This window comes from Nonomuraea jabiensis (genome assembly GCF_014204795.1).
GTDB lineage: Bacteria > Actinomycetota > Actinomycetes > Streptosporangiales > Streptosporangiaceae > Nonomuraea > Nonomuraea jabiensis.
Map to the genome: position 1 here is coordinate 4,998,571 of NZ_JACHMB010000001.1, position 25,948 is coordinate 5,024,518.

28 protein-coding genes are annotated in these 25,948 nt (G+C 69.8%); 19 read left to right on the top strand and 9 right to left on the bottom strand.

The window, feature by feature from the left end; genetic code table 11:
• The first annotated feature begins 104 nt into the window (after positions 1-104).
• The 6 genes from HD596_RS23060 (at position 105) to HD596_RS23085 (ending at position 7,292) form a co-directional block, all read left to right on the top strand.
• On the top strand, positions 105-1,700 hold the full coding sequence (locus tag HD596_RS23060) for a DHA2 family efflux MFS transporter permease subunit (RefSeq protein WP_185071413.1): 1,596 nt from the start codon (positions 105-107) through the stop codon (positions 1,698-1,700).
• Positions 1,701-1,789: 89 nt separating this feature from the next.
• Positions 1,790-2,053, top strand: a complete 264-nt coding sequence (locus HD596_RS23065; RefSeq protein ID WP_376775871.1) for a DUF3039 domain-containing protein — start codon at positions 1,790-1,792, stop codon at positions 2,051-2,053.
• 89 nt (positions 2,054-2,142) lie between these two features.
• Complete coding sequence (locus HD596_RS23070) at positions 2,143-3,012, top strand: zinc metalloprotease (RefSeq protein WP_313044649.1); 870 nt, start codon at positions 2,143-2,145, stop codon at positions 3,010-3,012.
• A 24-nt stretch (positions 3,013-3,036) separates the two neighbouring features.
• Positions 3,037-4,419, top strand: a complete 1,383-nt coding sequence (locus HD596_RS23075) for an MFS transporter (RefSeq protein ID WP_185071416.1) — start codon at positions 3,037-3,039, stop codon at positions 4,417-4,419.
• Between the two features lie 82 nt (positions 4,420-4,501).
• Positions 4,502-5,416: a hypothetical protein gene (locus HD596_RS23080; RefSeq protein WP_185071417.1), complete on the top strand. Its 915-nt coding sequence runs from the start codon at positions 4,502-4,504 to the stop codon at positions 5,414-5,416.
• Between the two features lie 124 nt (positions 5,417-5,540).
• A complete protein-coding gene (locus tag HD596_RS23085) occupies positions 5,541-7,292 on the top strand; it encodes a DEAD/DEAH box helicase (RefSeq protein WP_185071418.1) in 1,752 nt (583 codons plus the stop codon).
• A 9-nt stretch (positions 7,293-7,301) separates the two neighbouring features.
• Here HD596_RS23085 and HD596_RS23090 read toward each other — a convergent pair whose 3' ends face one another.
• Genes HD596_RS23090 through HD596_RS23100 form a run of 3 tightly spaced genes read right to left on the bottom strand, consistent with a single transcriptional unit; the run spans position 7,302 to position 10,049 of the window.
• On the bottom strand, positions 7,302-7,802 hold the full coding sequence (locus HD596_RS23090; RefSeq protein WP_185071419.1) for a GNAT family N-acetyltransferase: 501 nt from the start codon (positions 7,800-7,802) through the stop codon (positions 7,302-7,304).
• Between the two features lie 26 nt (positions 7,803-7,828).
• Positions 7,829-8,965: a hypothetical protein gene (locus HD596_RS23095; RefSeq protein ID WP_185071420.1), complete on the bottom strand. Its 1,137-nt coding sequence runs from the start codon at positions 8,963-8,965 to the stop codon at positions 7,829-7,831.
• Positions 8,955-10,049, bottom strand: coding sequence for a helix-turn-helix domain-containing protein (locus HD596_RS23100; RefSeq protein ID WP_185071421.1), 1,095 nt, complete (start codon positions 10,047-10,049; stop codon positions 8,955-8,957). Before HD596_RS23100 ends, HD596_RS23095 begins: the two co-directional genes overlap by 11 nt.
• Positions 10,050-10,527: 478 nt before the next feature.
• Between HD596_RS23100 and HD596_RS23105 the strand changes: the two genes are divergently transcribed.
• Together HD596_RS23105 and HD596_RS23110 are read left to right on the top strand one after the other, a co-directional pair.
• Positions 10,528-10,668, top strand: coding sequence for a hypothetical protein (locus tag HD596_RS23105; RefSeq protein WP_185071422.1), 141 nt, complete (start codon positions 10,528-10,530; stop codon positions 10,666-10,668).
• 173 nt (positions 10,669-10,841) lie between these two features.
• A complete protein-coding gene (locus HD596_RS23110; protein ID WP_185071423.1) occupies positions 10,842-11,219 on the top strand; it encodes an STAS domain-containing protein in 378 nt (125 codons plus the stop codon).
• Here HD596_RS23110 and HD596_RS23115 read toward each other — a convergent pair whose 3' ends face one another.
• The 3 genes from HD596_RS23115 to HD596_RS23125 all read right to left on the bottom strand — a co-directional run bounded on the left by HD596_RS23115 (position 11,220) and on the right by HD596_RS23125 (position 13,774).
• Positions 11,220-11,732: a hypothetical protein gene (locus tag HD596_RS23115; RefSeq protein WP_185071424.1), complete on the bottom strand. Its 513-nt coding sequence runs from the start codon at positions 11,730-11,732 to the stop codon at positions 11,220-11,222.
• A gap of 133 nt (positions 11,733-11,865) precedes the next feature.
• The gene (locus HD596_RS23120; protein WP_185071425.1) at positions 11,866-12,435 is read right to left on the bottom strand and encodes a nicotinamidase; all 570 of its coding nucleotides are present in this window, start codon (positions 12,433-12,435) and stop codon (positions 11,866-11,868) included.
• 61 nt (positions 12,436-12,496) lie between these two features.
• The gene (locus HD596_RS23125; RefSeq protein WP_185071426.1) at positions 12,497-13,774 is read right to left on the bottom strand and encodes a nicotinate phosphoribosyltransferase; all 1,278 of its coding nucleotides are present in this window, start codon (positions 13,772-13,774) and stop codon (positions 12,497-12,499) included.
• 52 nt (positions 13,775-13,826) lie between these two features.
• Between HD596_RS23125 and clpS the strand changes: the two genes are divergently transcribed.
• From clpS to HD596_RS23150, 5 genes are all read left to right on the top strand, one after another.
• Positions 13,827-14,120 carry an ATP-dependent Clp protease adapter ClpS gene (clpS, locus tag HD596_RS23130; RefSeq protein ID WP_185071427.1) on the top strand — a complete coding sequence of 98 codons (294 nt, stop codon included), beginning with the start codon at positions 13,827-13,829 and terminating at the stop codon, positions 14,118-14,120.
• A 28-nt stretch (positions 14,121-14,148) separates the two neighbouring features.
• A complete protein-coding gene (locus tag HD596_RS23135; RefSeq protein ID WP_185071428.1) occupies positions 14,149-14,673 on the top strand; it encodes a DUF2017 domain-containing protein in 525 nt (174 codons plus the stop codon).
• 9 nt (positions 14,674-14,682) lie between these two features.
• Positions 14,683-15,084: a M67 family metallopeptidase gene (locus tag HD596_RS23140; RefSeq protein ID WP_185071429.1), complete on the top strand. Its 402-nt coding sequence runs from the start codon at positions 14,683-14,685 to the stop codon at positions 15,082-15,084.
• A 186-nt stretch (positions 15,085-15,270) separates the two neighbouring features.
• The gene (locus tag HD596_RS23145) at positions 15,271-15,543 is read left to right on the top strand and encodes a MoaD/ThiS family protein (protein ID WP_185071430.1); all 273 of its coding nucleotides are present in this window, start codon (positions 15,271-15,273) and stop codon (positions 15,541-15,543) included.
• 1 nt (position 15,544) lies between these two features.
• Positions 15,545-16,492 (top strand): PLP-dependent cysteine synthase family protein, encoded by a 948-nt coding sequence (locus HD596_RS23150; RefSeq protein WP_185071431.1) that lies wholly within the window; start codon positions 15,545-15,547, stop codon positions 16,490-16,492.
• A 58-nt stretch (positions 16,493-16,550) separates the two neighbouring features.
• Here the strand turns inward: HD596_RS23150 and HD596_RS23155 are convergent, their stop codons facing one another.
• Positions 16,551-18,458, bottom strand: a complete 1,908-nt coding sequence (locus tag HD596_RS23155; protein WP_185078658.1) for a DUF3352 domain-containing protein — start codon at positions 18,456-18,458, stop codon at positions 16,551-16,553.
• Positions 18,459-18,543: 85 nt separating this feature from the next.
• Entirely contained in the window at positions 18,544-18,870 is a 327-nt protein-coding gene (locus HD596_RS23160) for a hypothetical protein (RefSeq protein ID WP_185071432.1), read from the bottom strand.
• A gap of 110 nt (positions 18,871-18,980) precedes the next feature.
• Here HD596_RS23160 and HD596_RS23165 point away from each other — a divergent pair, with 110 nt between their 5' ends.
• From HD596_RS23165 to HD596_RS23175, 3 genes are all read left to right on the top strand, one after another.
• Complete coding sequence (locus HD596_RS23165) at positions 18,981-19,772, top strand: thioesterase family protein (protein WP_185071433.1); 792 nt, start codon at positions 18,981-18,983, stop codon at positions 19,770-19,772.
• Positions 19,773-19,927: 155 nt separating this feature from the next.
• The gene (gene murI / locus HD596_RS23170; protein ID WP_185071434.1) at positions 19,928-20,839 is read left to right on the top strand and encodes a glutamate racemase; all 912 of its coding nucleotides are present in this window, start codon (positions 19,928-19,930) and stop codon (positions 20,837-20,839) included.
• Positions 20,836-21,588 (top strand): MBL fold metallo-hydrolase, encoded by a 753-nt coding sequence (locus HD596_RS23175; protein ID WP_185071435.1) that lies wholly within the window; start codon positions 20,836-20,838, stop codon positions 21,586-21,588. The genes murI and HD596_RS23175 overlap by 4 nt, the downstream gene beginning before the upstream one ends.
• Here HD596_RS23175 and HD596_RS23180 read toward each other — a convergent pair.
• Positions 21,573-22,826: an MFS transporter gene (locus HD596_RS23180; RefSeq protein ID WP_313044650.1), complete on the bottom strand. Its 1,254-nt coding sequence runs from the start codon at positions 22,824-22,826 to the stop codon at positions 21,573-21,575. The two genes, HD596_RS23175 and HD596_RS23180, sit on opposite strands and share 16 nt — an antisense overlap.
• Before the next feature lie 53 nt (positions 22,827-22,879).
• On the opposite strand from HD596_RS23180, the gene rph reads away from it, so the two are divergent.
• The 3 genes from rph to HD596_RS23195 are packed head-to-tail and all read left to right on the top strand — an operon-like array spanning position 22,880 to position 25,945.
• Positions 22,880-23,599: a ribonuclease PH gene (gene rph, locus HD596_RS23185; protein ID WP_185071437.1), complete on the top strand. Its 720-nt coding sequence runs from the start codon at positions 22,880-22,882 to the stop codon at positions 23,597-23,599.
• Positions 23,596-24,186: an RdgB/HAM1 family non-canonical purine NTP pyrophosphatase gene (gene rdgB / locus HD596_RS23190; protein ID WP_185071438.1), complete on the top strand. Its 591-nt coding sequence runs from the start codon at positions 23,596-23,598 to the stop codon at positions 24,184-24,186. The genes rph and rdgB overlap by 4 nt, the downstream gene beginning before the upstream one ends.
• Before the next feature lie 46 nt (positions 24,187-24,232).
• Positions 24,233-25,945: a molybdopterin-dependent oxidoreductase gene (locus tag HD596_RS23195; protein WP_313044651.1), complete on the top strand. Its 1,713-nt coding sequence runs from the start codon at positions 24,233-24,235 to the stop codon at positions 25,943-25,945.
• The last annotated feature ends 3 nt before the right edge of the window (positions 25,946-25,948 follow it).

Sequence of the window (25,948 nt, forward strand, 5' to 3'; positions counted from 1 at the left end):
CGAATAAAACTCGTTTGTCATTAGTCAGCGACTGTCATAGATTACCTGAGGCTTACGAGATCTATGCCCCGGTGTGGGGCGGTTCGTGTACTTAGGGGGACTTCATGGCTCACGCGAAGGCGGTGGATGCGCCGTCATCGCACGGCCCGGTGAAAACGGGGACCGGCGGCAATCCTTGGCTCGTGCTGCTGGCGGTCAGCTTGGGCGTCATCATGGTCATGCTCGACGGCACGGTCGTCGGCATCGCCAACCCGTCGATCCAGGCCGACCTCAAGGCCTCGCTGTCCGACCTGCAGTGGGTGACCAGCGGTTACCTGCTGGCGCTGGCGGTGTTCCTGATCACCGCCGGCAAGCTCGGCGACCTGTTCGGGCACAAGCGGGTCTTCCTGATCGGCGTGGCCGGGTTCGCCATCTCCTCGGTGGGCATCGGACTCAGCGCCGAGCTGGCCGACATCATTCCCGGTCTTTCCCCCGTGGGCGCGCTGATCGCCCTGCGGGTGCTGCAGGGCCTGTTCGGCGCGTTGCTCCAGCCGGCCGCCCTGGCGCTGCTGCGTGGAGCGTTCCCGGGTGAGAAGCTCAACCAGGCCATGGGCGCCTGGGGTGCGATCATCGGCCTGTCCAGCGCCGCCGGCCCGATCGTGGGCGGCCTGCTGGTCGAGAACGCGAGCTGGGAGACGGTCTTCTTCATCAACGCCCCCGTCGGCCTCGCCGCCCTCGTCCTCGGCACCATCCTGATCAAGGACAACCGCGCGCAGACGATGGCGCGGATCGACTGGCTCGGCGTGCTGCTGCTGTCCGGCGCGATGTTCTCGCTCGTCTGGACGATCATCAAGGCTCCCGAGTGGGGCTGGGGCGACAGCACGACGCTGACCTTCGCGGGCCTGTTCGCGGTGCTGATCGGCGCGTTCATCTTCTGGCAGAGCAGGGCGAGCCAGCCGCTGGTGCCGCTGTCGCTGTTCAAGAACGCCTCGATCTCCATCGGCACCGTGCTGATGATGATGGTCGCGTTCGCCATGTTCGGCGCGATGTTCTTCCTCGGCTTCTTCTTCCAGGGCGTGCACGGCCTGTCCCCGCTGGAGGCCGGCCTGCGCATGCTGCCGATGAGCGCCGGCATGATCGTCGCCTCGCCGCTGGCGGGCATGGCGATCGGCCGGCTGGGGCCGAAGATCACGATGGCCGCCGGCCTGCTGATCACCGCCTTCTCCATGTTCCTCATGTCGCAGCTCAGCATCGACGCGTCGTTCATCGAGAGCGGCATCCCGTTCCTGCTGCTGGCCTTCGGCATGTCGCCGGTGTTCGTGGGCGCCACGGAGATCATCGTGGGCAACGCCCCGGTCAACCTGACCGGCGTCGCGGGTGGCGTGCAGCAGTCGGCCATGCAGGTCGGGGGCGCGCTCGGCACCGCGATCCTGGGCGCCGTGATGGCCGGTGAGATCTCCGACAAGCTGCCCGGCTACCTCGGCGCGGCGGCCCAGGCCATCCCGCCCGCCCAGCTGACGGGGCTGGAGAAGGCCGCCGCGTTCGGCACCGTCCCGCCCGGCGTGCCGCAGGAGATCGGCGCCGCCGTGCACAGCGCCTTCATGGACGGCATGCACGTGGCCTTCCTGGTCAGCACCGGCATCGCGGTGCTGACGGCCGTGCTGACGCTGTTCGTCAAGGCCGGCAGGAAGACCGAGGGCGCGCCCGTCCACATGGGCTGAGCCTGATTTCGGATACGGCCCCCGCCACGCGGTGGGGGTCGTATCGCTATATGGGGGACCTGGTCGCGCTCGGGCATAAACTCTGTGGGGTGAGCACCACGAAGATCCTCCCAGAGCAGGAGACCACGCCCCGGACGTCGCACGGCGACGGCGATCACGAGCGGTTCGCCCACTACGCGGACAAGCACAAGATCACGGAGAGCATGGTCACGGGCACGCCCATCCGGGCCCTGTGCGGCAAGGTCTGGGTGCCCAGCCGCGACCCGAAGAAATATCCGGTCTGCCCGGAGTGCAAGGAGATCTACGACGGCCTGCCCCCGGGTGGCGGCGACGGCGGAGACAACAAGCAGTGAGTGTTGCTGACCGGTAATCTCCCCAGGTCGAGCTACGGTCGGTAGCCAGACCGGCTCGATACGTAATGGGGGATTGCATGGTCCGGCGCGTGACCGCCGTCTCGTTGGCATGTCTGCTCGCGGTCGGGTTCACGCCGCCGCTGCGCACGGAGGCGGCGCAGGTGTCGCGCTGCGCGGGCCACGTCCCCCGCAGGACGGGGCCACGCTCCCCCAAGCCGGAAGACGTGGCCAAGGTCCTGGTCGAGCTGGGCAAGCGGCTGTCCGGCGTCACGACGCCCACCCAGGTCACCGTGCCCACGCGCGTGCACGTCATCACGCGGGGTGAACGCAAGGTGACCGACGAGGACGTCAAGGCCCAGATCGACGTGCTCAACTCCGCGTACGGCGGCACCTACGGCGGCGTCGACACCGGCGTGCGCTTCCGCCTGGACGGCATCTCGGTCACCGACAACGCCTTGTGGTTCAACGACCCCGTCGGCAACGAGCGGTTGATGAAGGTGGCGCTGCACCAGGGCGGCGCCGACACGCTCAACCTCTACATCGCCCAGCTCAGCGAGCAGATGCTGGGCTTCGCCAGCTATCCGTACTGGTATCACGAGGCGCCCAGGCTGGACGGCGTCGTGATCGACTGGCGCAGCCTGCCCGGTGGCGCGATGACCAACTACAATCGCGGCTTCACCGGCGTGCACGAGATCGGGCACTGGCTCGGCCTCTTCCACACCTTCGAGAACGGCTGCGAGCTGCCCGGCGACGGCATCGCCGACACCCCGATGGAGGCCCGGCCGACCGAGGCCTGCCCGGCGGACAAGGACAGCTGCGCGCAGCACCCCGGCATCGACCCGGCGCACAACTTCATGGACTACGCGCACGACAAGTGCATGTCGGAGTTCACCCCGGGCCAGGCGGAGCGCATGCACCAGATGTGGGCGGTGTACCGGAACACCACCCCATCAGCCTAGATTTCCGGCAATTACGATGTGTAGGTGACAGGTCCAAAGGCGCTCGACACTCCCTACCCATCCACCCGCATCCTCAGCCCCGAATACCGCACCGCGACAGTCGGCATCGTGCTGACGATCACCTTGGTCGCCTTCGAGGGCATGTCGGTCGGCGTCGTCATGCCGGCGGTGGCCCACGAGCTGAACGCCCTCGACCTGTACGGGATCAGCTTCTCGGCCTTCCTCATCGCCAGCCTCTTCGCGAACGTGGTGGCGGGCCTGTGGTCGGACCGCCGGGGCTACCAGCTGCCGTTCCTGTCGGGGGTGGTGCTGTTCGTGGCGGGGATGGCGCTGGCCGGGGCGGCGCACTCGGCGGGGCTGTTCCTCGTGGCGCGGGCCGTCCAGGGGCTGGGGGCGGGCGCTTCGATCGTGGCGCTGCTCGTGATGATCGCGCGGGTCTATCCCGAGGCGCTGCGGCCCAAGGTCTTCGCGGCCGTCTCCGCGGCCTGGGTGGTGCCCGCCATGGTGGGGCCGGCCGTGGCCGGGTTCGTGGCCGTGCAGTGGGGCTGGCGGTACGTCTTCTACGGGATCATCCCGCTGGTCGTGCCCGCGCTGGTGATGCTCGTGCCCGCGCTGCGCATGCCGACCTCGCCCCACGAGCCGTCGACCGGCCCGCGCTCCAGGCCGGTCGCGATGACGCTGGCCGCCACCGCCACGGCGGGCGGGGCCGGGGCGCTGCTGCAGGGCGTGGACCTCCTGCACGAACGCCCCGTGACCGGGGCCCTGGAGACCGTCGCGGGCCTGGCGTTCCTGGTCTACGGGCTGTACCGGCTGCTGCCTCCCAAGGCGCTGCGGTTCGCGCGCGGGCTGCCCACGACCGTGCTGATGCGGGGCCTGTTCTCGGCCGCCTTCTTCGGGGTGAACTCCTTCATCCCGCTGGCGCTGCAGGAGGTGAAGTCCTTCGACCTCAAGCTCGCGGGGATCGCGCTGACGACGGGGGCGCTGGGGTGGTCGGCGGGGTCGTTCCTGCAGAGCAGGCGGGAGGGGGAGGCGTACAAGCGGATCCGGCTGGGGGCCGGGTGCGTCACCGTCTCGATCCTGATCTGCGTGCTCTGCGTCGTACCCGGCGTGACGGGGTGGGTCGCGGTGCCCGCATGGATCGTGGCCGGGTTCGGGATGGGGTTCGGCATGACCACGGTCAGCGTCACCGCGCTGCGGCAGTCCCCGGTCAACGAGCAGGGGGCGAACTCCGCCGCCCTGTCGGTCACGGACATGCTCGGGTCCGCCCTGGCGATCGGGGTCGGCGGCGCGCTGGTCAACCTGATCGGGCACGCCCCGGACGAGATCGCCACCGGGTTCGTCGTGATCTCGTTCCTCATGGCCGCCATCGCCCTCGCCGCCACGCTGCTCGCCGGACGCACCCGCTGATTTCCGCCCCTCCTGTCACACCGATCACGGTTCTCCTGACCTTCGCCGCGCGGGGTGATAGGACAGCGGTCAGGGAGGTGCCATGGAGGATGACACCGAGGATGACCGCCGGGTCTGGCCGCCTCAGCCCGCTCCCAGGCATCGCCGTACTCCTCCGCGGTACGCGTGGGGCGCGCCCTACGCGGAGGAGCCGCGGCGGGGGCGCACGAGCCCTCTGGAGGCCGTGCCGGACGCCGACCCGGAGCCGGTACGGCGGCATGCCCGCTCCAGCGGCCTCGAACCGGTCCGCGGCGAGCCCGACCCGCTGGACCTCGAGCCCGAGGAGCCGTGGAACCCGCAGATCCGCAGGACCGCCGCCTACGGCGTGGATCGCGAGTTCGAGCCCTGGGAGTCGCTTCCCCCCTCCGCGCGCCTCTACGGCTCCCCGGCGGACCCCGGGCGGCGCACGGGCGTGTCCGGGCGGGCGCTGCGGCGGTGGGCGATAGGGTCGGTGGCCCTGCTGGCGGGCGTGGGCCTGGTGGCGGGGGCGACCGTCGTGGTGCTGCGGGTCACCGCGCCTTCGGCGGACAGCGGGCGGCTGAGCGACTCCCTGGCCAAGGTGTCGGTGGCGCTGCCGCAGGGGTGGAGCCAGCAGGCGGTGCCGCCCGTGACGGGCTTCACCTCCGTGGCCAGGGACGGCGGGGGCGGGCTCGTCATGGCCCGGCCGGTCCCCGGGGCCGTGGCGGACGCCAAGAAGGCCACGGCGGAGGCGGCGGAGCTCTACTCCCGGCTGCTGCTCAAAGGAGACCGGGTGACCGTCGTCGAGGACAAGGAGCTCCCTGGAGGCCACACCCGGGCGCTGCGGGCGGAATATCAGGATGTGGCCAACCGGCCGGCGTTCCTGAGAGTGACGCTGCTCACTCGCGGAGGCTCCGGCGTCATGCTCCTCGGGCTGCTCCAACCCGAGGAAACCGCACGCAGACAGGCCCTGGACACGGTCATGACGAAGATCCAATAAGCCACATAGCACGTGAGGAAGACCTTGGCCAGAATCCTCGGCTCACGGCACGTCTTGTCGGTCGGCCCGATTACTATCGGGTCACTGTGAGAGAGCGAAGCACACCAACCCCAGAGGTGATGCGGTGAGCACCTTCGCCGCGTCCCACCTTTCGCCTTCCTATCCCGACCGAGCCGCATGGGGCACCGCCCCCAAGCTCCGTGCGTGGCAGCAGGAGGCGTTCGACCTCTACTTCAGGCGCGAGCCGCGTGACTTCCTCACCGTGGCGACCCCGGGGGCGGGCAAGACGACCTACGCCCTGCGCATCGCCAGCGAGCTGATCGCCAACGGCGTGATCAGGTCGATCACGATCGTCACGCCCACCGAGCACCTCAAGCGGCAGTGGGCCGACGCCGCCGCGCGGGTCGGCATCGGCATCGACCCCGAGTTCAAGAACAGCCAGGGCACGACCTCGCGCGACTACACCGGGGTGGCGGTGACGTACGCGCAGGTCGCCATGCACCCCGCGCTGCACCGGGCGCGCACGGAGGCGCGCAAGACGCTGGTGATCTTCGACGAGATCCACCACGCGGGCGACGCCAAGTCCTGGGGCGACGGCGTGCGCGAGGCGTTCGAGCCCGCCACGCGCCGCCTCCAGCTCACCGGCACGCCGTTCAGGTCCGACGACAACCCGATCCCGTTCGTCGCCTACGAGGAGGACGGCGAGGGCCTCAAGCGCAGCGTCGCCGACTACTCCTACGGCTACGGCCCCGCGCTCGACGACGGCGTCGTGCGGCCGGTCATCTTCCTGGCCTACTCCGGCGAGATGAAGTGGCGCACCCGGGCGGGCGACGAGATCGCCGCGACGCTCGGCACGCCGCTCACCAAGGACCAGCTCTCGCAGGCGTGGCGGGCCGCGCTCGACCCGAAGGGCGACTGGATCCGCCAGGTCATGCAGGCCGCCGACCGGCGGCTCACCGAGGTGCGCAGGGGCGTGCCCGACGCGGGCGGCCTGGTCATCGCCACCGACCACGAGACGGCCCGGGCCTACGCCCGCCACCTGCGCAACATCACCGGCGAGGGGGCCACCGTGGTCCTCTCCGACGACCCCGGCGCGTCGAAGAAGATCAAGGAGTTCGCGGCCTCACCGGACCGCTGGCTGGTGGCCGTGCGCATGGTGTCGGAAGGCGTCGACATCCCCCGCCTGTGCGTGGGCGTCTACGCCACCTCCACCTCGACCCCGCTCTTCTTCGCCCAGGCCGTGGGCCGCTTCGTGCGTGCCCGCAAGCGCGGCGAGACCGCCTCGGTCTTCCTCCCCTCGGTGCCCACGCTCATGGGGCTGGCCAACGAGATGGAGGTCGAGCGCGACCACGTGCTCAACAAGCGGCCTCCCGAGGACGGGCTCGACGACAGCCTCCTGGAGCAGGCCAACCGCCAGAAGGACAATCCCGACGTCTTGGGCGACGAGCTCCCGTTCGAGACGATGGAGACGTCGGCCACGTTCGACCGGGTGCTGTTCGACGGCGGCGAGTTCGGCACGGGCGCGGAGGTCGGCTCGGCGGAGGAAGAGGACTTCCTCGGCCTGCCGGGGCTGCTGGAGCCCGACCAGGTGGCGACGCTGCTGCGCAAGCGGCAGTCCGACCAGCAGGCGGCCAGGCGTAAGCAGGCGGAGGAGCAGCCGCGCGAGACGCTGGCGCCGCACGAGCAGATCGCGGAGCTGCGGCGCGAGCTCAACGGCCTGGTGGGCGCCTGGAACCACCGCACGGGCCAGCCGCACGGGGTCATCCACTCGGAGCTGCGCCGCTCGTGCGGCGGGCCCCCGATCGCGCAGGCGACGGCGGAGCAGATCCAGGAGCGGATCGCCACCATCCGCCGCTGGGCCACCCAGCGCCGCTAGCCGGCGCGCTCAGCCGAGCTTCCTGACGAGGATGCGGCACAGCTCGGGCCGGAGCTCCAGCCCGCCGTTCGGGTGGTAGACGACGTCGGTGGTGGCCACCTCGCCGTGCGGCCATTCGGCGTAGCCGCGGCGCTGGTACAACCTCAGGGCGTCGGGGTTGTCCAGGCCCACGCCGAGGGCGACCTGGTCGTGGCCGTCGGCCAGGAGCCGCTCCTCGGCGGCCCAGAGCAGCGCGGTGCCGATGCCCCGGTTGCGCATCCAGGGCACGACCTCCAGGTGCGTGAGCAGCGCCACGCCCGGTAAGTGGGTGCGCAGCTCGGGCTCCTCCGCGGGCGCCAGCCACACGTAGACGTCGCCGACCGCCACCCCGCTCTCCCAGGCGACGAGCAGGATCCCGTGACCGGAGTCCTGCCGGTCGAGCCGGTCGGTGAAGTAGCCCTCCTGCCCGAGCGTGCCGACCATGGCAGGGAGGTCCGTATGGACGGCCTGGCGGATATCACGTGGCCCCACGGACGACAGATTCCCGGTTCGCCCTCTTATGAATCAAATGAGGTCCACTGGCGCAATTGTTGTGCACCAGGTCTGACCAGCCATTTCATGGCATCGGCCACGCTCGGCCCGAGGTGCGGGATCTTGGCGAAGTGGTCGGCCCACTGGTCGCGGTCCGCCGCCCACGCCTCCAGGTACCTGACGCAGAACTGCGGCGTGATGCGGTTGAGGCGGCCCAGCGCGGCCAGCAGGGACTCCTCCATGGCCCGGCGGTCCGCCGCGCCCGGCGGGAGCTCCCTGACGCGGCGCAGCACGTCCTTGACGAAGTCGCCGCGCCTGGCGAGGGCGCCCACCCAGTACGCCGGGTCGGCGGCGGCCTGCCAGCCCGTGCCCTCGCCCCCGTCCAGCAGCCAGTAGACGCCCTCGGCCAGCACGTCGCCGAGCTCCTGGTCCCGCGCGCGCACGGGACGGTCGAAGGGGTCGTACGGGCGCTGCTTGACCATTCCCGTGACCGCGAGCGGGCGCACCGACTTCTCGCCCAGCAGGTAGAACCAGTCCTCGTTGTAGATGTTCGGGAAGAACGAGGGGCTGCGGGTCGTCTCGACGGCCAGGGCGCCGCCGCCCACGAACGACTCCTGATGCCCGCCGGTCAGCCGGTGGGCGTGGCACACCACCGAGTTGTCCGGATAGCCGCCGATGTGCATCCCGACGGCGTCGTAGGAGTCGAGCAGGGCGGCCGCGTGCGCGACCTCCTCGTGCCCGCCGACCTCGATGTCGTCGTCCAGGAAGACGATGCGCCGCCAGCCCATCAGGCGGGCCAGGAGCAGCCCCGTGTTGCGCTTGGCGCTGAGATCGGTCGCGCGGGCGAACGGCGTGCCCCTCAGCAGGGCCGTCGTCGCGAAGTCCGGCAGGTTGAGGCGGGCCACGTTGCCGATGTCGACGGAGATGAACTGCAGGCCGGCCGGCATCAGGAGCAGGTCCGGCTTGCTCCACTTGCTGTGCAGGGTCACGAGGGGGCAGTCGAGGGCGATCGCCAGCCGGATCGCGTGGCTCAGCCAGACCGGATGCCTGATGGTCGGCACGATGATGGCGTCGACGCGGCCGGACTTCGCGACCCGCGGGTAGACCTCGATGAGATCCCGGTGGGAGCCGTGGTGGTGCTCCGATCCGGCCTCAGTCCCCACGAGAGGGCTCCGACCACTCATGCAGCCGGAACGTCTCCAAGGTCCAATCAGGCGTGACGACCACGCGGTCCCTGATCCTTACCCGCGTGAGAATGCTGTAGGCCGCGGCGGTGCCGAAACGGGCCCGCAGATAGACGGCGTTGCGGTCGCGGAATCGCTCGTCGGTCAGGGCCCGCACCGCACCGTAGACGCCTCTGCCGTACATCCCATTGCAAATGGTCAACGTGCGCTCGACATTGTCGGGATTGACGCCGCGGTAGAAGAACCCGACGTCCTCAAGGAGTTGCAGATTATCGCCGGACCCGGCGGTGACGGTGTAGTGCCGGCGCGTGTCGCCCCCCTCGATGACCTCGAAATACGGCCCCTTTTCCCCTTCCCAGTCGGGCACCTGCCGTACCGGGAGTTCGGCCTGCGCGAGCACCGCTCCGGTCACCGCGTTGTAGTCGACGCCGCCCAGGAGCACCACGTGCGTCGTCAGGTCGTCGGAACGCAGATCCTCGGTGGAGACCAGCTTCACCGGGCTGCGCGGATTCGCGGCCCGCAGATGGCCCCACAATTCGAAGAGCGAGTCGAGGTCGGAGTACTTGTACAGCTCGATGTAGTCGGGGCTCGACGGATCCGCGTACGGGATCCTGGCCCGGTCCTCCTCCGGCACCTGCGAGCAGATGACCGTGATCGGCTCCCCGTCGCGGAAGTGCCAGGGGCCGGCCTGGAGCGCGTCCCGCGCCGCCGGCTCGGCGTTCTCGCCCGACGCCTGGGACTTCAGCGCGGCCTGGCGCAGCCGTTCCAGCTCGGCGAGCAGGTGGCGATGGGCCTCCAGCTCGCCCGGTGTCAGGTCGGACACGGGGAGCACGCGTGCCGTCCCGTTGGAGATCGATCGCTTGGTCGCGAAGAACGCGGCGTACTTCTCCAGCCGGTGTAAGGGCGGGATCTTGCTCGCATGAGCCGACTCCCACGACGAGATCAGCGCGACGCTGACCTGGAACGCCTCGCGCAGCTGTGCCTGGGTGACGCGCCGGTCAGGCCAGTGGCTCTCGCGCAGCTCGCGCAATCGGCGCGCCAGCGCGGAATTGACGCCGCTCATGCCAGCCCCATTGGTGTGAACTTCAGTAATCTCTAGTGAACATCAACCTGGCGGCGGAATCGATGAAGAATCCGCAGCTAAGGCCTAACAGAACAGCCAACGTGCGCAAACGAGTGAGCACAAGAGCCACCAGTCTAACCATTCAGCTGTCACCGCCGTGTACGAATAGGGCGGTTCAGTCGGGGTAAACCTCTAATTGGAGAAGATTCACTGAAGTTAGCTGAATATGGGTGGAGGTGGTTCGTGGCGAGGGTCCGATGAGCCACACCCGGCAGGAGCGGCATCCCCACGCAGAAAGACCGCGGAACACCCCCGCGACGAGCCCAATCATCGGCGGAGGTGCCCGCGAGCGAGGTTTCTGTCAGAGCGCGTCTCCGCACCAGGGAAAACCTTCATGACCACACTAGTCCTCCACCTCTCGGTGGCAATACCAACATCAACCGATACCAGAGCCTTGACCCTCTTCCTCCTGACGACCTTGATCACACTGGCAGCGGCGGCCATCCGCTGGATGGTGCGGCGGACGAACGTCGTCCTGGTGATCAGCGGCACGGGGGTCCTGGTGATCGTCCTGTCCCTGCTGCTCGCCGCCTATGTGATCACCTTCGGGACAGCCTGAGCGAGCCGTCGCGCGCGGCGCTCCGCCCCCCGGCGCTGCGCGCGTGCCGGTCGCCTGTGACGATGGGTGACTCTGTGCGTTTGGCCACAGAGCGGTGCCCATCTGTTAGAAACTCGGCAAAGAGGCAACAACCACTCTTGGCTTGTCTCGGGATACGCAGAAGGACTTTGCCCATGTCGTCTGAGGTCACCAGAAAGCCGCTGCTGACCGTGACTTCCGGCCTCTCGCGAAACGCCGTCATCCTCAAGCTCGAGGGCGAACTCGACGTCAACGTCCTGCAGGTGCTGCGCGAGCACCTCGAGCCCGTCTGGGCCCTGCCCCCCAAACCCTTCCTGATCCTGGACCTGGGCGAGCTCTCGTTCTGCGACTCCATGGGGATGAACGAGCTCGTCGGCGTCATGCAGCGGTGCGAGTCGAGAGGGACCCGGCTGCTGCTCGGAGGGGTTCAGGGGGTCATGGCCAGAGTGCTGTCGATCACCGGGCTGCGGCACGCGTTCGAGGTCTTCGCCCGGCTCGACGACGCCCTGCGGCTCGCCGTGGCCAAGCCCTGACTACGTCTGGGGGATGCGCCGCCCGGTGCGGCCATCGGTCAGCACGTAATCCGGCTTCTCCCGCATGGGAAGCTTCAGCGCGGCCCGGCCGCTCTCGACCCGTACCGGCAGCGTGAACACGCGCTGGTGGTGGCTCGTGAGCGTGGCCGGGCGGGTGGCGACGCCGGGCCCCTCGTACAGCCACAGGCGCAGCCTGCGCCCCTCGGCCCGGACCACGACCTCGGCCGCGCCGCACTCCTGCGGCGCCGCCGCCCAGGTCAGCACGATCTCGTGGGCCACCTTCGCCGAACGGGGGACCGGGGCGCGCTCCTGGCAGGAGGCCACGACGTTGGCCACGATCGCCGGAGCGGCGGGGGCGGGCCGCTCTTCGGCGCCCATCGCGATCGTCCCGCCTTCGAGCAGCATCAGCGTCACGACCGCGGCGACCCGCTCGCCGGTGCTCCCCCGGACGAGCAGCCACAGGCAGAGAGGGCCGAGGACGAGCCAGGCCGCACCCAGGGAGATGGCCAGCATGTATCTACCTCCCGCGAAAAGGAGTTTGTGACTCTCCGTATTACTACGGCTCCGGAGGGGGTTCGTCCTCTTGGATATCACATCAACGAAGCGTTGCCTATCGCATACGCTTCGCGATCAATGGTGATGCCGGTCACCCCAGGACAGGCGCTCCCCGGAGGGTGGCGCCCGCGTCCTTCAGCTCCGCCAGCGCCACCTCCGTGGTCGTCGGGGCGACGCCGGCCGTCAGGTCCAGCAGCACCCGCACCGCCAGGCCGTGCTTGACCGCGTCGAGCGCCGTCGCGCGCACGCAGTGGTCCGTGGCGATGCCGACCACGTCCACCTCGTGCACCCCGCGCTGCCCGAGCCACTCGGCCAGCGGGACCCCGTCGCTCGACAGGCCCTCGAAACCGCTGTACGCGGCGGCGTAGGCGCCCTTGCTGAACACCTCCTCCACCTCCGACACGTCGAACGACGGGTGGAAGTCGGCTCCCGGGGTCCCGGCCACGCAGTGCGCCGGCCACCTGGAGACGTAGTCGGGCGATTCGGCGAAGTGGTCGCCGGGGGAGATGTGGTAGTCGCGGGTCGCCACCACGTGGTCATAGCCGTGTTCGGCCATGTGGCGAGTGATCGCCGCCGCCACCTCCGAGCCGCCGGCCACGGGCAGGCTGCCGCCCTCGCAGAAGTCGTTCTGCACATCGACGATGATCAGTGCGGTCCCCATATTCAGCACTCTAATAACAGGACCCGCCCTTCGACCCGTCGCCCCACTGCCGCGGGATGCGTCAGGCGAACTCCGTGGGGACGGCCGCGTACCCCCTGCCGAGGTGCAGGGCCTCCTGGGGGAGGCTGGCGACGGCGGCGGCGTGGCGCTCGCGGGCGGCGGACAGGGGCTCCCGGCCCACGACCTGCCCGTCGCGCACCAGCTCGTGCAGCAAGGGGATGCCGCCTTCCGGGGCCAGGCCGCCGGTGGTGATCAGCTCGGTCTCCACGTTGCCCGCGTCGTCCAGGATCCGGTACGCCTGCTTGCGGCCCCCGCGCGACGGCTTGCCCACCGAGCGCTTGGCCACGGCCTCCAGCTTGCCCGTGGCCGTCTCCCGCGCCACCAGCTTGTACACCAGGGCCGCCGTGGGCACGCCGGACCCGGTCACCAGGGACGTGCCCACGCCGTAACCGTCGACGGGGGCGGCGGCGAGCGCGGCGATGGCGTACTCGTCCAGGTCGGAGGTGACCAGGATGCGGGTGTCGAAGGCCCCGAGCGCGTCGAGCTGCTCGCGCACCTCCTGCGCGGCGGCGGCCAGGTCGCCGGAGTCGATGCGGACCGCGCCCAGCTCCGGCCCCGCCAGCTCCACGGCCGTGCGCACCGCCTCGGCCACGTCGTACGTGTCCACCAGCAGCGTCGTCTTGCGGCCGAGCGAGGCGATCTGGGCCTCGAACGCGTCCTTCTCCGAGTCGTGCAGCAACGTGAACGCGTGCGCCGCCGTGCCAGCCGTGGGCACGCCGTAGGCGTACCCGGCCATGAGGTTGGAGGTGGAGGCGAAACCGGCGATGTACGCGGCCCGGGCGGCGGCCACGGCGGCGCCCTCGTGGGTGCGGCGCGAGCCCATCTCGATGATCGGCCGCTTGCCCGCGGCGTTGGTCATGCGGGAGGCTGCCGAGGCGATGGCGCAGTCGTGGTTCAGGATCGACAGGGTGAGGGTCTCGAGCAGCACGGCCTCCGCGAAGGTGCCCTCGACGATCATGATGGGGGAGGCGGGGAAGTAGAGGTCGCCCTCGCGGTAACCGTAGACGTTCCCGGAAAACCGGTAATCGGCGAGAAACGCCAGAGTGTCGTCGTCGACGACGTGCCTCTCCCGCAAATAGGTGAGTTCTTCCTCACTGAAACGGAAGCGTTCTAGCTCGTCCAGGACACGTCCCGTACCGGCGACGACGCCGTAGCGCCTGCCACCCGGCAGATGTCTGGCGAACACCTCGAAAACGGCGCGCCTGTGCGCCGCCCCGCTCCGGAGCGCCGCCTGCAGCATCGTCAGCTCATAGTGATCTGTGAGCAACGCAGTGCTCATGGTCAATGTCACGACTCGAAGACTACGGCCCAGATAGGGCAGACTCGGGGATGTGGGTAGCACCGCTCCAATCGCCGTTGAGCGTCCGTCATCGGACGTCCGGCCCGATCTGCCATGGGTGACCATCGTCTGGAACGACCCGGTCAACCTCATGTCCTACGTGACCTATGTCTTCCAATCGGTCTTCGGCTACACGAGGGAGAAGGCCGAAAAACTCATGCTGGACGTACACCACAAGGGCAAGGCCGTCGTGTCCAGTGGCACGCGGGAAGAGATGGAACGCGATGTGCAGATTCTCCACTCCTACGGCCTGTGGGCGACGGTCCAGCCGGACTCGGTCAAGTGAGCGACATGAGGTCAGTAAGGCGGGACGAGTGACATCGGGGTTTTCGTCGGGCAAGGGCGGCGTCGTCGTCGCGGAGTTCGAGGCCGCGGAGGTCTCGCTCCTGCGGTCGCTGGTGTCGATGATGCTGGGCATCGTGGAGCCGGGGCGGACCAGCGACGACCCGCTGGAGCGGGCGCTGGGCATCGGCGGGGGAGAGGCGCCGACCGACCCGGTGCTGGCCAGGCTGTTCCCGTCGGCGTACGAGGACGAGAAGGATTCGGCGGAGTTCCGCCGCTACACCGAGGCCACCCTGCGCGACGGCAAGCGGGCCGACGCGCAGACCGTCTTCGACACCGCCAGGTCGGGCCGCGCGGAGCTGACGCCCGAGCAGGCCCAGGCCTGGCTGCGCTCGCTCAACGACGTGCGCCTGACGCTCGGCACCAAGCTCGACGTGACCGAGGAGGTCCACGACGAGATCGCCGTGATGTCCGAGGACGACCCTCGCTACCCGGCCTACCTCACCTACGACTGGCTGACCTACCTCCAGGACAGCCTGGTCCGGGCGCTCTGGTAGCTTCCGGGCATGCTGTCGATCTCGCAGGAACTGGTGGACAAGATCGTCGCCCATGCCCGTGCCGACCACCCCGACGAGGCGTGCGGAGTGATCGCGGGCAGGAACGGTGTCCCCGAGCGGTTCGTCCCGATGGAGAACGCCGAACGCTCGCCCACTTTCTACCGCTTCGACTCCATGGAGCAGCTGCGCGTCTGGCGTGAGATGGACGACCGCGACGAGGAGCCCGTCGTGATCTACCACTCCCACACGGCCACCGAGGCGTACCCGTCGCGCACCGACGTCTCCTACGCCTCCGAGCCGAACGCCCACTACGTCCTGGTCTCCACGCGGGACGAGGACGAGGTGGAGTTTCGCTCGTACCGGATCCTCGACGGAGTGATTACGGAGGAAGAGGTAAGGTTTCTCCCATGATGGCCAGGCCGGTGCAGAGCTTCCTCTTCGCGCATACGCCGGCTGTCGTTGTCTACGACTGTCCCGCGAGGAATCTGCCGCTCCACTGCCACTGAGCGTGACAGCAGGGCGGCCCGCGGAATCCGCGTACAGCCATCGGTGTTGCTGCCGATGGGACGACGACCTGATCTGAGGAGACTGAGCGCGATGGCCATCGAGGTTCGCATTCCGACCATCCTGCGTAATTACACCGGCGGCGCCAAGGCCGTCGACGCCGAGGGCGCCACCCTCGAAGAGCTGATCAGCAATCTGGAGTCGCGCCACCCCGGCATCAAGGAGCGCCTGGTCGACGCCGGCAGCCTGCGCCGCTTCGTCAACGTCTACCTGAACGACGAGGACGTGCGCTTCCTGGGCGGCCTGGGCACGCCGCTGTCCGACGGCGACACGGTGACCGTGCTGCCTGCCGTCGCCGGCGGGTGACATGCGGTTCGACTCGCTGATCGACTCGGTCGGCCGCACGCCCCTCGTGGGGCTGCCGAGGTTGTCGCCCTCCGCCGACGTGCGGATCTGGGCCAAGCTCGAAGACCGCAACCCGACCGGGTCGATCAAGGACAGGCCCGCCCTGTGGATGATCCAGGAGGCCGAGAAGGACGGCCGGCTCACGCCCGGCTGCACGATCCTGGAGCCCACCAGCGGCAACACGGGCATCTCGCTCGCCATGTCGGCCAAGCTCAAGGGCTACAAGCTGATCTGCGTGATGCCCGAGAATACCTCGGAGGAGCGCCGTCAGCTCCTGCGCATGTGGGGCGCGGAGATCATCTCCTCGCCCGCGGCGGGCGGCTCCAACGAGGCCGTGCGCGTGGCCAAGGAGCTGGCGGCCCAGAATCCCACCTGGGTGATGCTCTACCAGTACGGAAACCCGGCCAACTGGCGCTCGCACTACGAGACCACCGGCCCGGAGATCCTCGAGGACCTGCCCACCGTCACCCACTTCGTGGCCGGCCTCGGCACCACGGGCACGCTGATGGGCGTCGGGCGGTTCCTGCGCGAGCGGGTGCCGGGCGTGCAGATCGTCGCCGCCGAGCCGCGGTACGGCGAGCTGGTCTACGGGCTGCGCAACGTGGACGAGGGCTTCATCCCCGAGCTCTACGACGAGTCCGTGCTGACCACCCGCTTCTCCGTGGGCTCGGCCGACGCGCTGCGGCGCACGCGCGAGCTGCTGGCCTCCGAGGGCATCTTCGCCGGCGTCTCGACCGGCGCGGCGCTGCACGCGGCGCTGGGCGTGGCCACGAAGGCGGTCAAGGCGGGCGAGCGCGCCGACGTCGTGTTCGTGGTGGCCGACGGCGGCTGGAAATACCTGTCCACGGGCGCCTACGAGGGCACCCTGGAGGAGGCGGAAGACCGCCTCGAAGGCCAGCTCTGGGCCTGAGACAGCCTGAAACAGGCGGCCGGTCCACAACGGACCGGCCGCCTGTTCCGTTTCCGGCTCAGTTGAACAGCACCCGCAGCGAGAACGTCGCCTCGGTGTCGGTCTGCGTGCCGCTCATCCCGACGGCCCGCAGTACCTGGAGGTTGGCCTTGTCGTCGCCCTCCATGGACTTGAGGTACAGGCTCTCCACCTTGTCCAGGTCCACGAAGACGGCGTAGTTGGCGTCGTCCGCGTTGGGGATCGCCGTCTGGAACGTCTCCGAGTCGCCCAGCGTGCCCTCACCGGCCAGTTGCTTGGCGTACTCGTCCGTCGTCGCCACGGTGAAGACGCCGTCGCCGGCGACCTTGGCGATCTGCGGCGCGCCCTGACCCTGCGAGGTCAGCGCCTGCTGCACCTTGTCGACGATGGCCTGCGCCTTGGCCGGGTCGGTGGTGATGCGCACGCCGCCCTTGATCTGGTCGCCGCCCAGGCCCTGGCTGTCCACGGCGAGCGTGAAGTTCTTGCCGAAGATCGTGGCCAGGTCGCCGGGCAGCTGCAGCCCGAGCTGGCTCTGCGCCTGCTCCAGCATCTGCTTGACCTCGGCGCCGCCGCTCGCCGCGGCCTGCTTCTGGATCTGGTCCCACTGCTTGGTGACCATCTGGTCGAGGCCGGAGATGGACACGGCGGCCGCCGTGGTGGCGGGCAGCGTGCCCAGGTTGGCCTTGGGCAGGTCGCCCTCGGGGGTCATGCCCTTGGCGCCGCGCACGAGGCCGGCGAGCTCGACGTACGCGCTGTCGAAGCGCAGCGCGCCGGCGAACCTGGCGTCCTTGACCTGGTCGACGAGGGCGGCCTGCTCGGCCGGGACCTCCTTCTTGGCCACCTCCATGAGCCCGCCCATGTCGGCCCAGAACGACAGCACGCCCTGCTCGCCGACCGCGCTCATGTCGTCGTTGAACTCGGCGTTGTCGGCCAGGCTGCCCTCGGACTTCGCGAACTTGTCGGCCAGCGCCTGGGTCGAGCTCAGCAGCGCGTAGTCCTCGCGGAAGGCGATGCCGTACTTCTCGCCCTTCATCAGCTTGGCAATGCCGGCCTTGGCCTGCGCCTCGTCCTTGATCTGGACGGCCACCGCGAAGTCGGGCTCCTCCTTGCCCGACGGCACGGCGGCGAAGCCGACCCGGCTGCCCAGCCAGGGGTCGACGTCCTTGGCGAAGTCGACCTTGGAGTCGGAGTCGTTGATCGTGTCGAAGAGCGCCTTGCGCGGGTCCTCGCCGGTGAAGGAGTCCTTGGTGACCGTGAACTTCCTGGCGATCTGGAACAGCGCCAGCTTCTGGTTCGCGGCCGGGTCCAGGTCGAGCCGGGCGTAGGCGATCGAGTTGGCGGGCAGGACCTCGTTCGGCTGCGTGCCGCCGCCGCCGATGGCGTTCATGGCCCACACGGCGCCGCCGCCGAGCAGGATCACCGCGAGCGCGGCGGCCGCGGCGACGATCCAGGTCTTGCGGCCCTTCTTGGCCGGCTGCGCCGGGCCGAACCCCTCGGGTCCCTGCTGCTGCCAGCCGCCCTGGGCGTACTGGTCGTTCTGCCAACCCTGCTGCTGCTGTTCCTGCTGCCAGCCCTGGCCCTGCTGCTGCCAGCCCTGCTGCTCCTGCTGCCAGCCCTGCTGTGGTTGCTGCTGCTGCTGCCAGCCGCCCTGGGCCTGCTGCTGGCCCTGCTGCCAGTTCTGCTGCTGGCCGTAGGAGCCCTGCTGGCCGTAGCCGGCGTCATAGGCGGGCTGCTGCTGCCCGTACCCCTGCTGGGGGTTGTACGGCTGCTGCTGCCCGTAGGACGCCTGCTGGCCGTAACCCCCCTGCTGGTAGGGCTGCTGCGGCGGGTAAGGCTGTCCCGATGACTGAGGCATCGTCGGCGGGTTCTCCGGCTGCTGCCCCTGGTTCCAGTTGTACGCCGTGGTCCGGTCAGGATCCTGGCCGTAGGGGGGATTATTCGCAGACATCACTCAACTCACAATGTGGACTTTTGACCACAGAGAAGTTAGCTGATGTTGCTAGACGGGCGCTTGCAATGTGCTGAAGTGAGATTCAGACCCTGGTGAGCTCCTTTCTGAGCGCATTGATGTGGACCTCGCCGCTTCCGTAGTCGGCGACGCACGACCACGGCACGAACGTGCAGCCCACATAGACGAGGCGGGACAGCGAGCGGGAGAACCAGGACGCCCGGCCCTGGTTCTCCCGGGTGAGGCCGAGCAGCAGCGGCGCGCGGCGGCTGGAGACGACCAGCCCGTAGACGGTGTGGCTCTTCTGGAGTTCGCCCCTGTGCTTGATCACGCGGATGTCGACCACGTGGCCGACCCATATCCCGTCGGAGTCCCAAACGGACTGACCGAGGAGTTCGGTGACACTTGCCATGATCGAACTTTCTCAACCGGATCACGTTTTCGCAGGTAGGCACGCTGACGGGGGGATGTCATAGACTGTGCGGGCGCTAGAACATAATTCCGGAGTTGAGGCAGGCGCGGATGACCAAGTTCGACGAGGCGACCCAGGCGATCAGGATCGACGAGGGCACGTACGACGTGTGCCTCGACCCCGGATACGCGATCGGCGGCCCCCTCAACGGCGGCTACCTCATGGCCGTGATCCTGCGCGCGGCGGTGGACGCCTCGCCGTTCGAGCATCCGGTGAGCACGACGGCGCAGTTCCTGAAGGCGCCGGTCGCCGGTCCCGCGCAGGTCAGGATCGAGCCGCTCAAGGCGGGCAGGACGGCCGCGTTCGCCAGGGCCACGCTCGTGCAGGACGACGTGGCGCACATCGAGGGGCTGATCACGACGGCCACGTTGAACGAGGTCGAGCCGATTTATGCCGAAAAACCGGCATACGACATGCCCCGCATCGAGGACTGCGCCAAGCTCCCCGACCCCAAGCCCGAGTCGGGCATGAACCTCAACGCCCGGATGGAGCTGCTCTTCGACCCGCCCACGATCGGCTGGCTGAAGGGCGAGCCCTCCGGCAGGCCGGAGTCGCGGGCGTACTTCAGGATGGCCGAGCCGCAGGACCCGGACCCGTACGTGCTGGCGCTGGCCGTGGACGCGCTGCCGCCGGTGGTGTTCTCGGCGGGCGCGCGGGGCTGGGCGCCGACCGTGGACCTCACCTGGCACCTGCGGGCGCTGCCCGCCCCCGGCTGGCTCACGCTGCTCGGCAGCGGCCGGCTGGTCTCGGACGGCTGGTTCGACGAGGAGGTCGAGGTACGCGACTCCACGGGCCGCCTCGTGGCCCAGTCGCGCCAGCTCGCCCGGGTCGGACGCGGCTGACCGGCCCAGATGATCGGCCCAGATGATCGGCCCAGATGATCGGCCCAGATGATCGGCGCGGATGTGACCAAGACGACACCGCCGCACGCCCACGTGTCGTACCTGTGAGCATTCTTACGCAGAGTTGATCGTGCAGGTCGCCTACCCTCTAGAACGTGCCGGACGCGAGTATTGGGATCTTCGACAGCGGGGTCGGCGGCCTGACGGTCGCCCGCGCGATCATCGACCAGTTGCCCCATGAGTCCATTACGTACGTGGCCGACACGGCCCGCCAGCCGTACGGGCCCAAACGCATCGCGGAGGTCCGCGCCTACGCCCTGGAGGTGATGGACCACCTCGTCGAGCACGGCGTGAAGATGCTCGTGATCGCCTGCAACAGCGCCAGCGCCGCCGTGCTGCGCGACGCCCGCGAGCGTTACGACGTGCCGGTCGTCGAGGTGATCCAGCCCGCCACCAGGCGGGCGGTGCGCGCCACCCGTACGGGCAGGGTCGGCGTGATCGCCACCAGGGCCACGATCGAGTCCATGGCCTACCACGACGCCTTCACCGCGGCGCCCGACGTGCAGCTCACCGGCGTGGCCGCCCCACGCCTGGTGGAGTACGTCGAGCGCGGCGAGACGATGAGCGACGAGCTCATCGAGGTCCTGGGCGAGTACCTGGAGCCCATCAGGGCCGCCGGGTGCGACACCCTCATCCTGGGCTGCACCCACTACCCGCTGCTCACCGGCGCCATCTCCTATGTCGTCGGCGACGGTGTCACGCTGGTCTCCAGCGCCGAGGAGACGGCCAAGGACGTCTATCGGATCCTGCACGACCGCGATCTGGCGGCAGGAGGCGAGGCCACCCCCCGGCACCGCTTCCGCGCCACCGGCGACTCCCTGCTCTTCGCCCGGCTCGGGCGACGTTTCCTGGGGCCGGAGATCGACGCGGTCGAAGTCGCACCAGTGGGGGGTACTACCTCTAACGGCCACTCGGCCGCGCCGGTGTCGGGGCTGACGAGCGACGACACCGGGTTCCAGCGGCCGGGTCGCGACGCGGAGCGTCGCATCGGGAAGGAGCCCACATGAAGGTGACCATCGTCGGGTGTTCGGGCAGCTTCCCCGGACCCGACAGCCCCGCGTCCTGCTACCTCGTCGAGGCGGACGGGTTCAAGCTGCTGCTCGACCTCGGCAACGGGTCGCTCGGCGCGCTCCAACGCCACATCAGCCCGTACGACGTGGACGCGATCTGCCTGTCGCACCTGCATGCCGACCACTGTCTCGACCTGTGCTCCTACCACGTGGTCCGCACGTACGGGCCCGGCGCGCCGTACCCCACCCTGCCCGTCTACGCGCCGGCCGACGCGCCCGCCCGGCTGTCGGCCGCGTACGGGATGCCGGACGAACCGGGCCTGGAGACCGCGTTCGAGTTCGTGCCGCTGGCGCCGGGCTCGTTCGAGATCGGGCCGTTCACGCTGACCGCCGGGCTGGTCAACCACCCGGTCGAGGCGTACGGCTTCCGCGTGACCGGCGGCGGCCGGTGCGTGGCCTACTCCGGCGACACCGGCGAGTCGAGCGAGCTGGTGAAGCTCGCCACGGGCGCCGACCTGCTGCTGTGCGAGGCGTCGTTCGTGGAGGGCCCCGATCTGCCCGCCGACCTGCACCTGACCGGCCGCCAGGCGGCCCGGCACGCGGCCGAGGCCGGCGTCGGCCGGCTCGTGCTCACCCACCTCGTCCCGTGGAACGACCAGGCCACCGTGCTCGAAGAGGCGATGGGAGGCGGTTTCGACGGCCCGATCGAGCTGGCCCGCAGCGGCGCGGTCTACGACCTGGCCTGAGCCTGGGTGAAGTCCCGCATGCGGGGCAACGGGGAGAACAGCAGCGGCACGAACGTCAGCAGCCGTGCCCCCATGATCACCCACAGGGCCTCGCGCACCCCCATCTGCTGGGCGAGGATTCCGCCGAGCACCGCGCCCAGCGGCATGATGCCCCAGGTCATGAACCTCACCGACGCGTTGACCCGGCCGAGCAGGTGCTCGGGGGTCACGGTCTGGCGGTAGGTGATCTGGCCCACGTTCAACAATGTCGCGCTCCAAGTGAGCGCGATCGAAGTGACCGCGAAGCACACCACCCGCCAGTCGGCCTGCGTCATCGGCAGCAGCAGGCCGAAGGGCGAGCCCAGGGCGACCGCCAGCCAGGTCATCCGGGCGGTGCCGTACCGCCTGGACAGCCAGGAGCCGGTGAAGCCGCCGATCAGGCCGCCGATGCCGCCCGACATGAGCAGCAGGCCGATGGTGCCGGGGGGCAGCTTGACCACCTGGGCCAGGAACAGCACCGACAGGCCGAGCACGGCGCTGGTGCACAGGTTTCCGGCCACCGTCGAGATGGCTAACATGCGCAGCAGCCGGTCGCGCCACAGGTACGCCAGGCCCTCGCCGATGCCGCGCAGCAGCGGGGTGCGCTCGGTGACGGCGGGCGACTTGTCGGGGGCCTTGATCGTGCCCAGGAAGAACACCGAGGCGAGCGCGCCGAGCGCGGTGGCGAACAGCGTGCGCGGCGCCCCCAGCAGCTGCACCAGCGCGCCCCCCACGGCCGGGCCGGACAGGAACGAGCCCGACCGCACGATCTCCAGCTTGGAGTTGCCGTCGGTGAGCTGCCCGGTGCCGACCAGCTCCGGCAGGTACGTCTGGTCGGCCACGTCGTTGAAGACCTGGGCCACGCCGGCCAGCAGCGCGATGGCGAACATCAGGCCGATCGACAGCAGCCCCACCTCCGCGGCCAGCGGGATGCAGGCGAGCAGCAGGAACCTGGCCAGGTCGGAGACCAGCATCACGCGCCGCCGGCGCATCCGGTCGACCCACACCCCCGCGGGCAGGCCGATCAGCAGGAACGCCGCCATCTGCAGTGCTGACAGGACCCCGACCTCCACGGGACCGGCATTCAGCGCCAGCACGGCCGCCAGCGGGAGCGCAACACGGGAGATATTCGCGCCTAGTTCACTGGCAACGTGCGAACTGAGGAACCGGAGGAAGTCAGGGTTACGCAACACCCCCGTTGTCATTGCGTAAGGATCCATGTGGCGGACACATTTGGTCAAGAGTGTCGTGGCGCGGAGATAGGGTGATCTGCATGTCCCGACAGGATGGCCGCAACCCTGACCAGCTCCGTCCCATATCCATCACCAGGCGTTGGCTCGCCCACGCCGAGGGGTCGGTGCTGGTCGAATTCGGCAACACGCGGGTGCTGTGCGCGGCCTCGGTCCAGGACAGCGTGCCCCGGTGGCGAAGGGGCAGTGGCCAGGGGTGGGTTACGGCCGAATACGCCATGCTGCCCCGGGCGACCAATACTCGCAACGATCGCGAATCGGTCCGCGGCAAAATCGGCGGCCGGACCCACGAGATTTCCCGGCTGATCGGGCGTTCCCTGCGCGCTTGCGTCGATTACAAGGCGTTGGGGGAAAACTCCATCCTGCTCGACTGCGACGTGCTCGACGCCGACGGCGGCACCAGGACCGCCGCGATCACCGGTGCCTATGTCGCGCTCGCCGACGCGATCGCCTGGATGCGCGAGCGCCGGATGTGCCCGGGCGAGCCGCTGATCGGCTCGGTCGCGGCCGTGTCCGTCGGGGTGGTCGGCTCGGTGCCGATGCTCGACCTCTGCTACACCGAGGACGTGGCCGCCGAGACCGACATGAACGTCGTGATGACCGGCGAGGGCAGCTTCGTCGAGGTGCAGGGCACCGCCGAGGGCGCGCCCTTCGACCGCGCGGCGCTCGACCAGCTCCTCGACCTGGCGGTGGGCGGCTGCGAGGAGCTCACGCTGATCCAGCAGGAGGCCCTGGGCTCATGAGGATCGTGCTGGCCACCCGCAACGCGGGCAAGATCGCCGAGCTGCGCCGGATCCTGTCCGGGTTCGACATCGTCGGGCTCGAAGAGTTCCCCTCGATCGGCGAGATCGCCGAGACCGGCGTCACGTTCGAGGAGAACGCGCTGCTCAAGGCGCACGCCGTCGCTCAGGGGTCGGGGCTGCCCGCGGTGGCCGACGACTCGGGGCTCTGCGTCGACGTGCTGGGCGGCATGCCGGGTGTCTTCTCCGCCCGCTGGTCGGGGCGGCACGGCGACGACCAGGCCAACCTCGACCTGCTGCTCGCGCAGGTCTCCGACGTGCCCGCCGGCAAGCTGACCGCCCACTTCGCCTGCGCCGCGGCGCTGGCGCTGCCTTCGGGGGAGTCCCGGGTGGTGGAGGGCGCGCTCCAGGGCCACCTGATCTCCGCCCGCCGAGGGTCCAACGGGTTCGGCTACGACCCGATCTTCGTGCCCGACGGCGAGGAGCGCACGACGGCCGAGCTGTCGCCGGAGGAGAAGGACGCGATCAGCCACCGGGGCCGGGCCTTCCGGGCGCTGGCGCCCCTCGTGCGCGAGCTGCTCAGCTCGTAACCACCGTGTAAGAACCGCCCGGGGCCGGGCGGCGTAACGTCGAACCGTGCAGAGTAATTCGGTGGTGCCCGCCTGGGCGAGGGCCCTGATGGGGCTGGTGGCCGGGGGCGTGGCCCTCGGGATCGCGCAGCTCGTGGCCGCGTTCGCGGGGGCCAAGTCGTCGCCCGTGGTGGCGGTGGGCGACGCGGCGATCGATCTGACGCCCGCTCCGGTCAAGGATTTCGCGATCAGGGCGTTCGGCGAGAACGACAAGACGGTCCTCATCGCGGGTGTGCTGATCGTGGTGCTCGGGGGGATCGCGCCCCTCATCGGGACGCTGGCCGTCCGCAGGCTCGCCTACGGCTACGCCGGGCTGGCCGTTTTCGCGGCGATCGGGCTGGCGGCGGTGCTGACGCGGCCGGATGCCGGGATCCCGGACGTGCTGCCGACCGTGGTGGGGGTGGCGGCCGGCGCCTGGACGCTGGGATGGCTGGTACGGCGGGCAACAGCCATTCAACCCGCCAGCGCCACGCAACCCGCCAGCGCCAGGCAGCCCGGCAGCGGCACGGGGCCCGGCAGCGCCACGGAACCCCCCAGCGCCACCCAACCCCGCAGCGCCACCGAGTCCGGCGGTGCCGGTGAGGACGGCAACGGTGGGGGGCGCGACGGGGTGGAGCGGCCCGCGGTCATGCTGGCCGGGGCGGACCTGTGGACGTTCGACCGGCGGCGGCTGCTGACCGGAGCCGCCGGCGGGGCGGTGGTCGCGATCGGCGGCGCCGTGCTCGGGCAGGCGCTCGGCGGGCGGCGGGCCGTGGACGCCGCGCGGGTGAGGGTGGCGCTGCCCAGGCCCGCGACCCCCGCCAAACCCATTCCGGCAGGCGCGGACTTCCACATCAGAGGCTTGTCTCCATTTATTACGAATAACAGGGACTTCTATAGGGTCGACACGGCGCTGGTCGTCCCCCAGGTGGATCCCGACGCCTGGAAGCTGCGCATCCACGGCCTGGTCGACCGGCCGGTCGAGCTCACGTACCAGGAGCTTCTGGGCATGCCGCTCACCGAGGCCGACGTCACGCTCACCTGCGTCTCCAACGAGGTCGGCGGCGAGTACGTCGGCAACGCCCGCTGGCTCGGCGTCCGCATGGCCGAGGTGCTGCGCCGGGCCGGGCTGCGGTCCGGCGCCGACATGCTCCTGTCCACCTCGGCCGACGGCTTCACCTGCGGCACCCCGGTCGACGTGATCATGGACGGCCGCGACGCGCTGTTCGCGATCGCGATGAACGGCGAGGCCCTCCCCGTGGCCCACGGGTTCCCGGTGCGCCAGGTGGTGCCCGGTCTGTACGGGTACGTGTCGGCCACCAAGTGGGTCGTGGACATCAAGGTGACCAGGTTCGACCAGGACGAGGCGTACTGGACGCCGCGCGGCTGGGCGGCCAAGGGCCCCATCAAGACCCAGTCGCGGATCGACGTGCCCAAGTCGGGAGATTCGGTGAAGGCCGGACGGGCCACGATCGCCGGTGTGGCCTGGGCGCAGCACACCGGGGTGGACGCCGTGGAGGTCAGGGTCGATCAGGGGCAGTGGCGGCAGGCGAGGCTGGCCGAGGTGCCGGGGCCCGACACCTGGCGGCAGTGGTCGATCGACTGGGACGCCACGGCGGGACAGCACACGATCCAGGTGCGGGCGACCGACGCCGCCGGGCGTACCCAGACCGAGCAGGAGGCCCCGCCCGCGCCCGACGGCGCCACCGGCTGGCACACCATCACGGTGAACGTGACCTGAGTC

Bases quoted from the DNA above. Each gene is read 5' to 3' on its own strand.
- HD596_RS23110 (WP_185071423.1), top strand. From the start codon at position 10,842: ATGTCGTCTGAGGTCACCAGAAAGCCGCTGCTGACCGTGACTTCCGGC.
- HD596_RS23150 (WP_185071431.1), top strand. From the start codon at position 15,545: ATGCGGTTCGACTCGCTGATCGACTCGGTCGGCCGCACGCCCCTCGTG.
- HD596_RS23145 (WP_185071430.1), top strand. From the start codon at position 15,271: ATGGCCATCGAGGTTCGCATTCCGACCATCCTGCGTAATTACACCGGC.
- HD596_RS23175 (WP_185071435.1), top strand. From the start codon at position 20,836: ATGAAGGTGACCATCGTCGGGTGTTCGGGCAGCTTCCCCGGACCCGAC.
- rdgB (WP_185071438.1), top strand. From the start codon at position 23,596: ATGAGGATCGTGCTGGCCACCCGCAACGCGGGCAAGATCGCCGAGCTG.
- HD596_RS23120 (WP_185071425.1), bottom strand. From the start codon at position 12,435: ATGGGGACCGCACTGATCATCGTCGATGTGCAGAACGACTTCTGCGAG.
- rph (WP_185071437.1), top strand. From the start codon at position 22,880: ATGTCCCGACAGGATGGCCGCAACCCTGACCAGCTCCGTCCCATATCC.
- HD596_RS23060 (WP_185071413.1), top strand. From the start codon at position 105: ATGGCTCACGCGAAGGCGGTGGATGCGCCGTCATCGCACGGCCCGGTG.
- HD596_RS23160 (WP_185071432.1), bottom strand. From the start codon at position 18,870: ATGGCAAGTGTCACCGAACTCCTCGGTCAGTCCGTTTGGGACTCCGAC.
- HD596_RS23125 (WP_185071426.1), bottom strand. From the start codon at position 13,774: ATGAGCACTGCGTTGCTCACAGATCACTATGAGCTGACGATGCTGCAG.
- HD596_RS23100 (WP_185071421.1), bottom strand. From the start codon at position 10,049: ATGAGCGGCGTCAATTCCGCGCTGGCGCGCCGATTGCGCGAGCTGCGC.
- HD596_RS23155 (WP_185078658.1), bottom strand. From the start codon at position 18,458: ATGTCTGCGAATAATCCCCCCTACGGCCAGGATCCTGACCGGACCACG.
- HD596_RS23115 (WP_185071424.1), bottom strand. From the start codon at position 11,732: ATGCTGGCCATCTCCCTGGGTGCGGCCTGGCTCGTCCTCGGCCCTCTC.
- HD596_RS23140 (WP_185071429.1), top strand. From the start codon at position 14,683: ATGCTGTCGATCTCGCAGGAACTGGTGGACAAGATCGTCGCCCATGCC.
- HD596_RS23165 (WP_185071433.1), top strand. From the start codon at position 18,981: ATGACCAAGTTCGACGAGGCGACCCAGGCGATCAGGATCGACGAGGGC.
- HD596_RS23180 (WP_313044650.1), bottom strand. From the start codon at position 22,826: ATGGATCCTTACGCAATGACAACGGGGGTGTTGCGTAACCCTGACTTC.
- HD596_RS23080 (WP_185071417.1), top strand. From the start codon at position 4,502: ATGGAGGATGACACCGAGGATGACCGCCGGGTCTGGCCGCCTCAGCCC.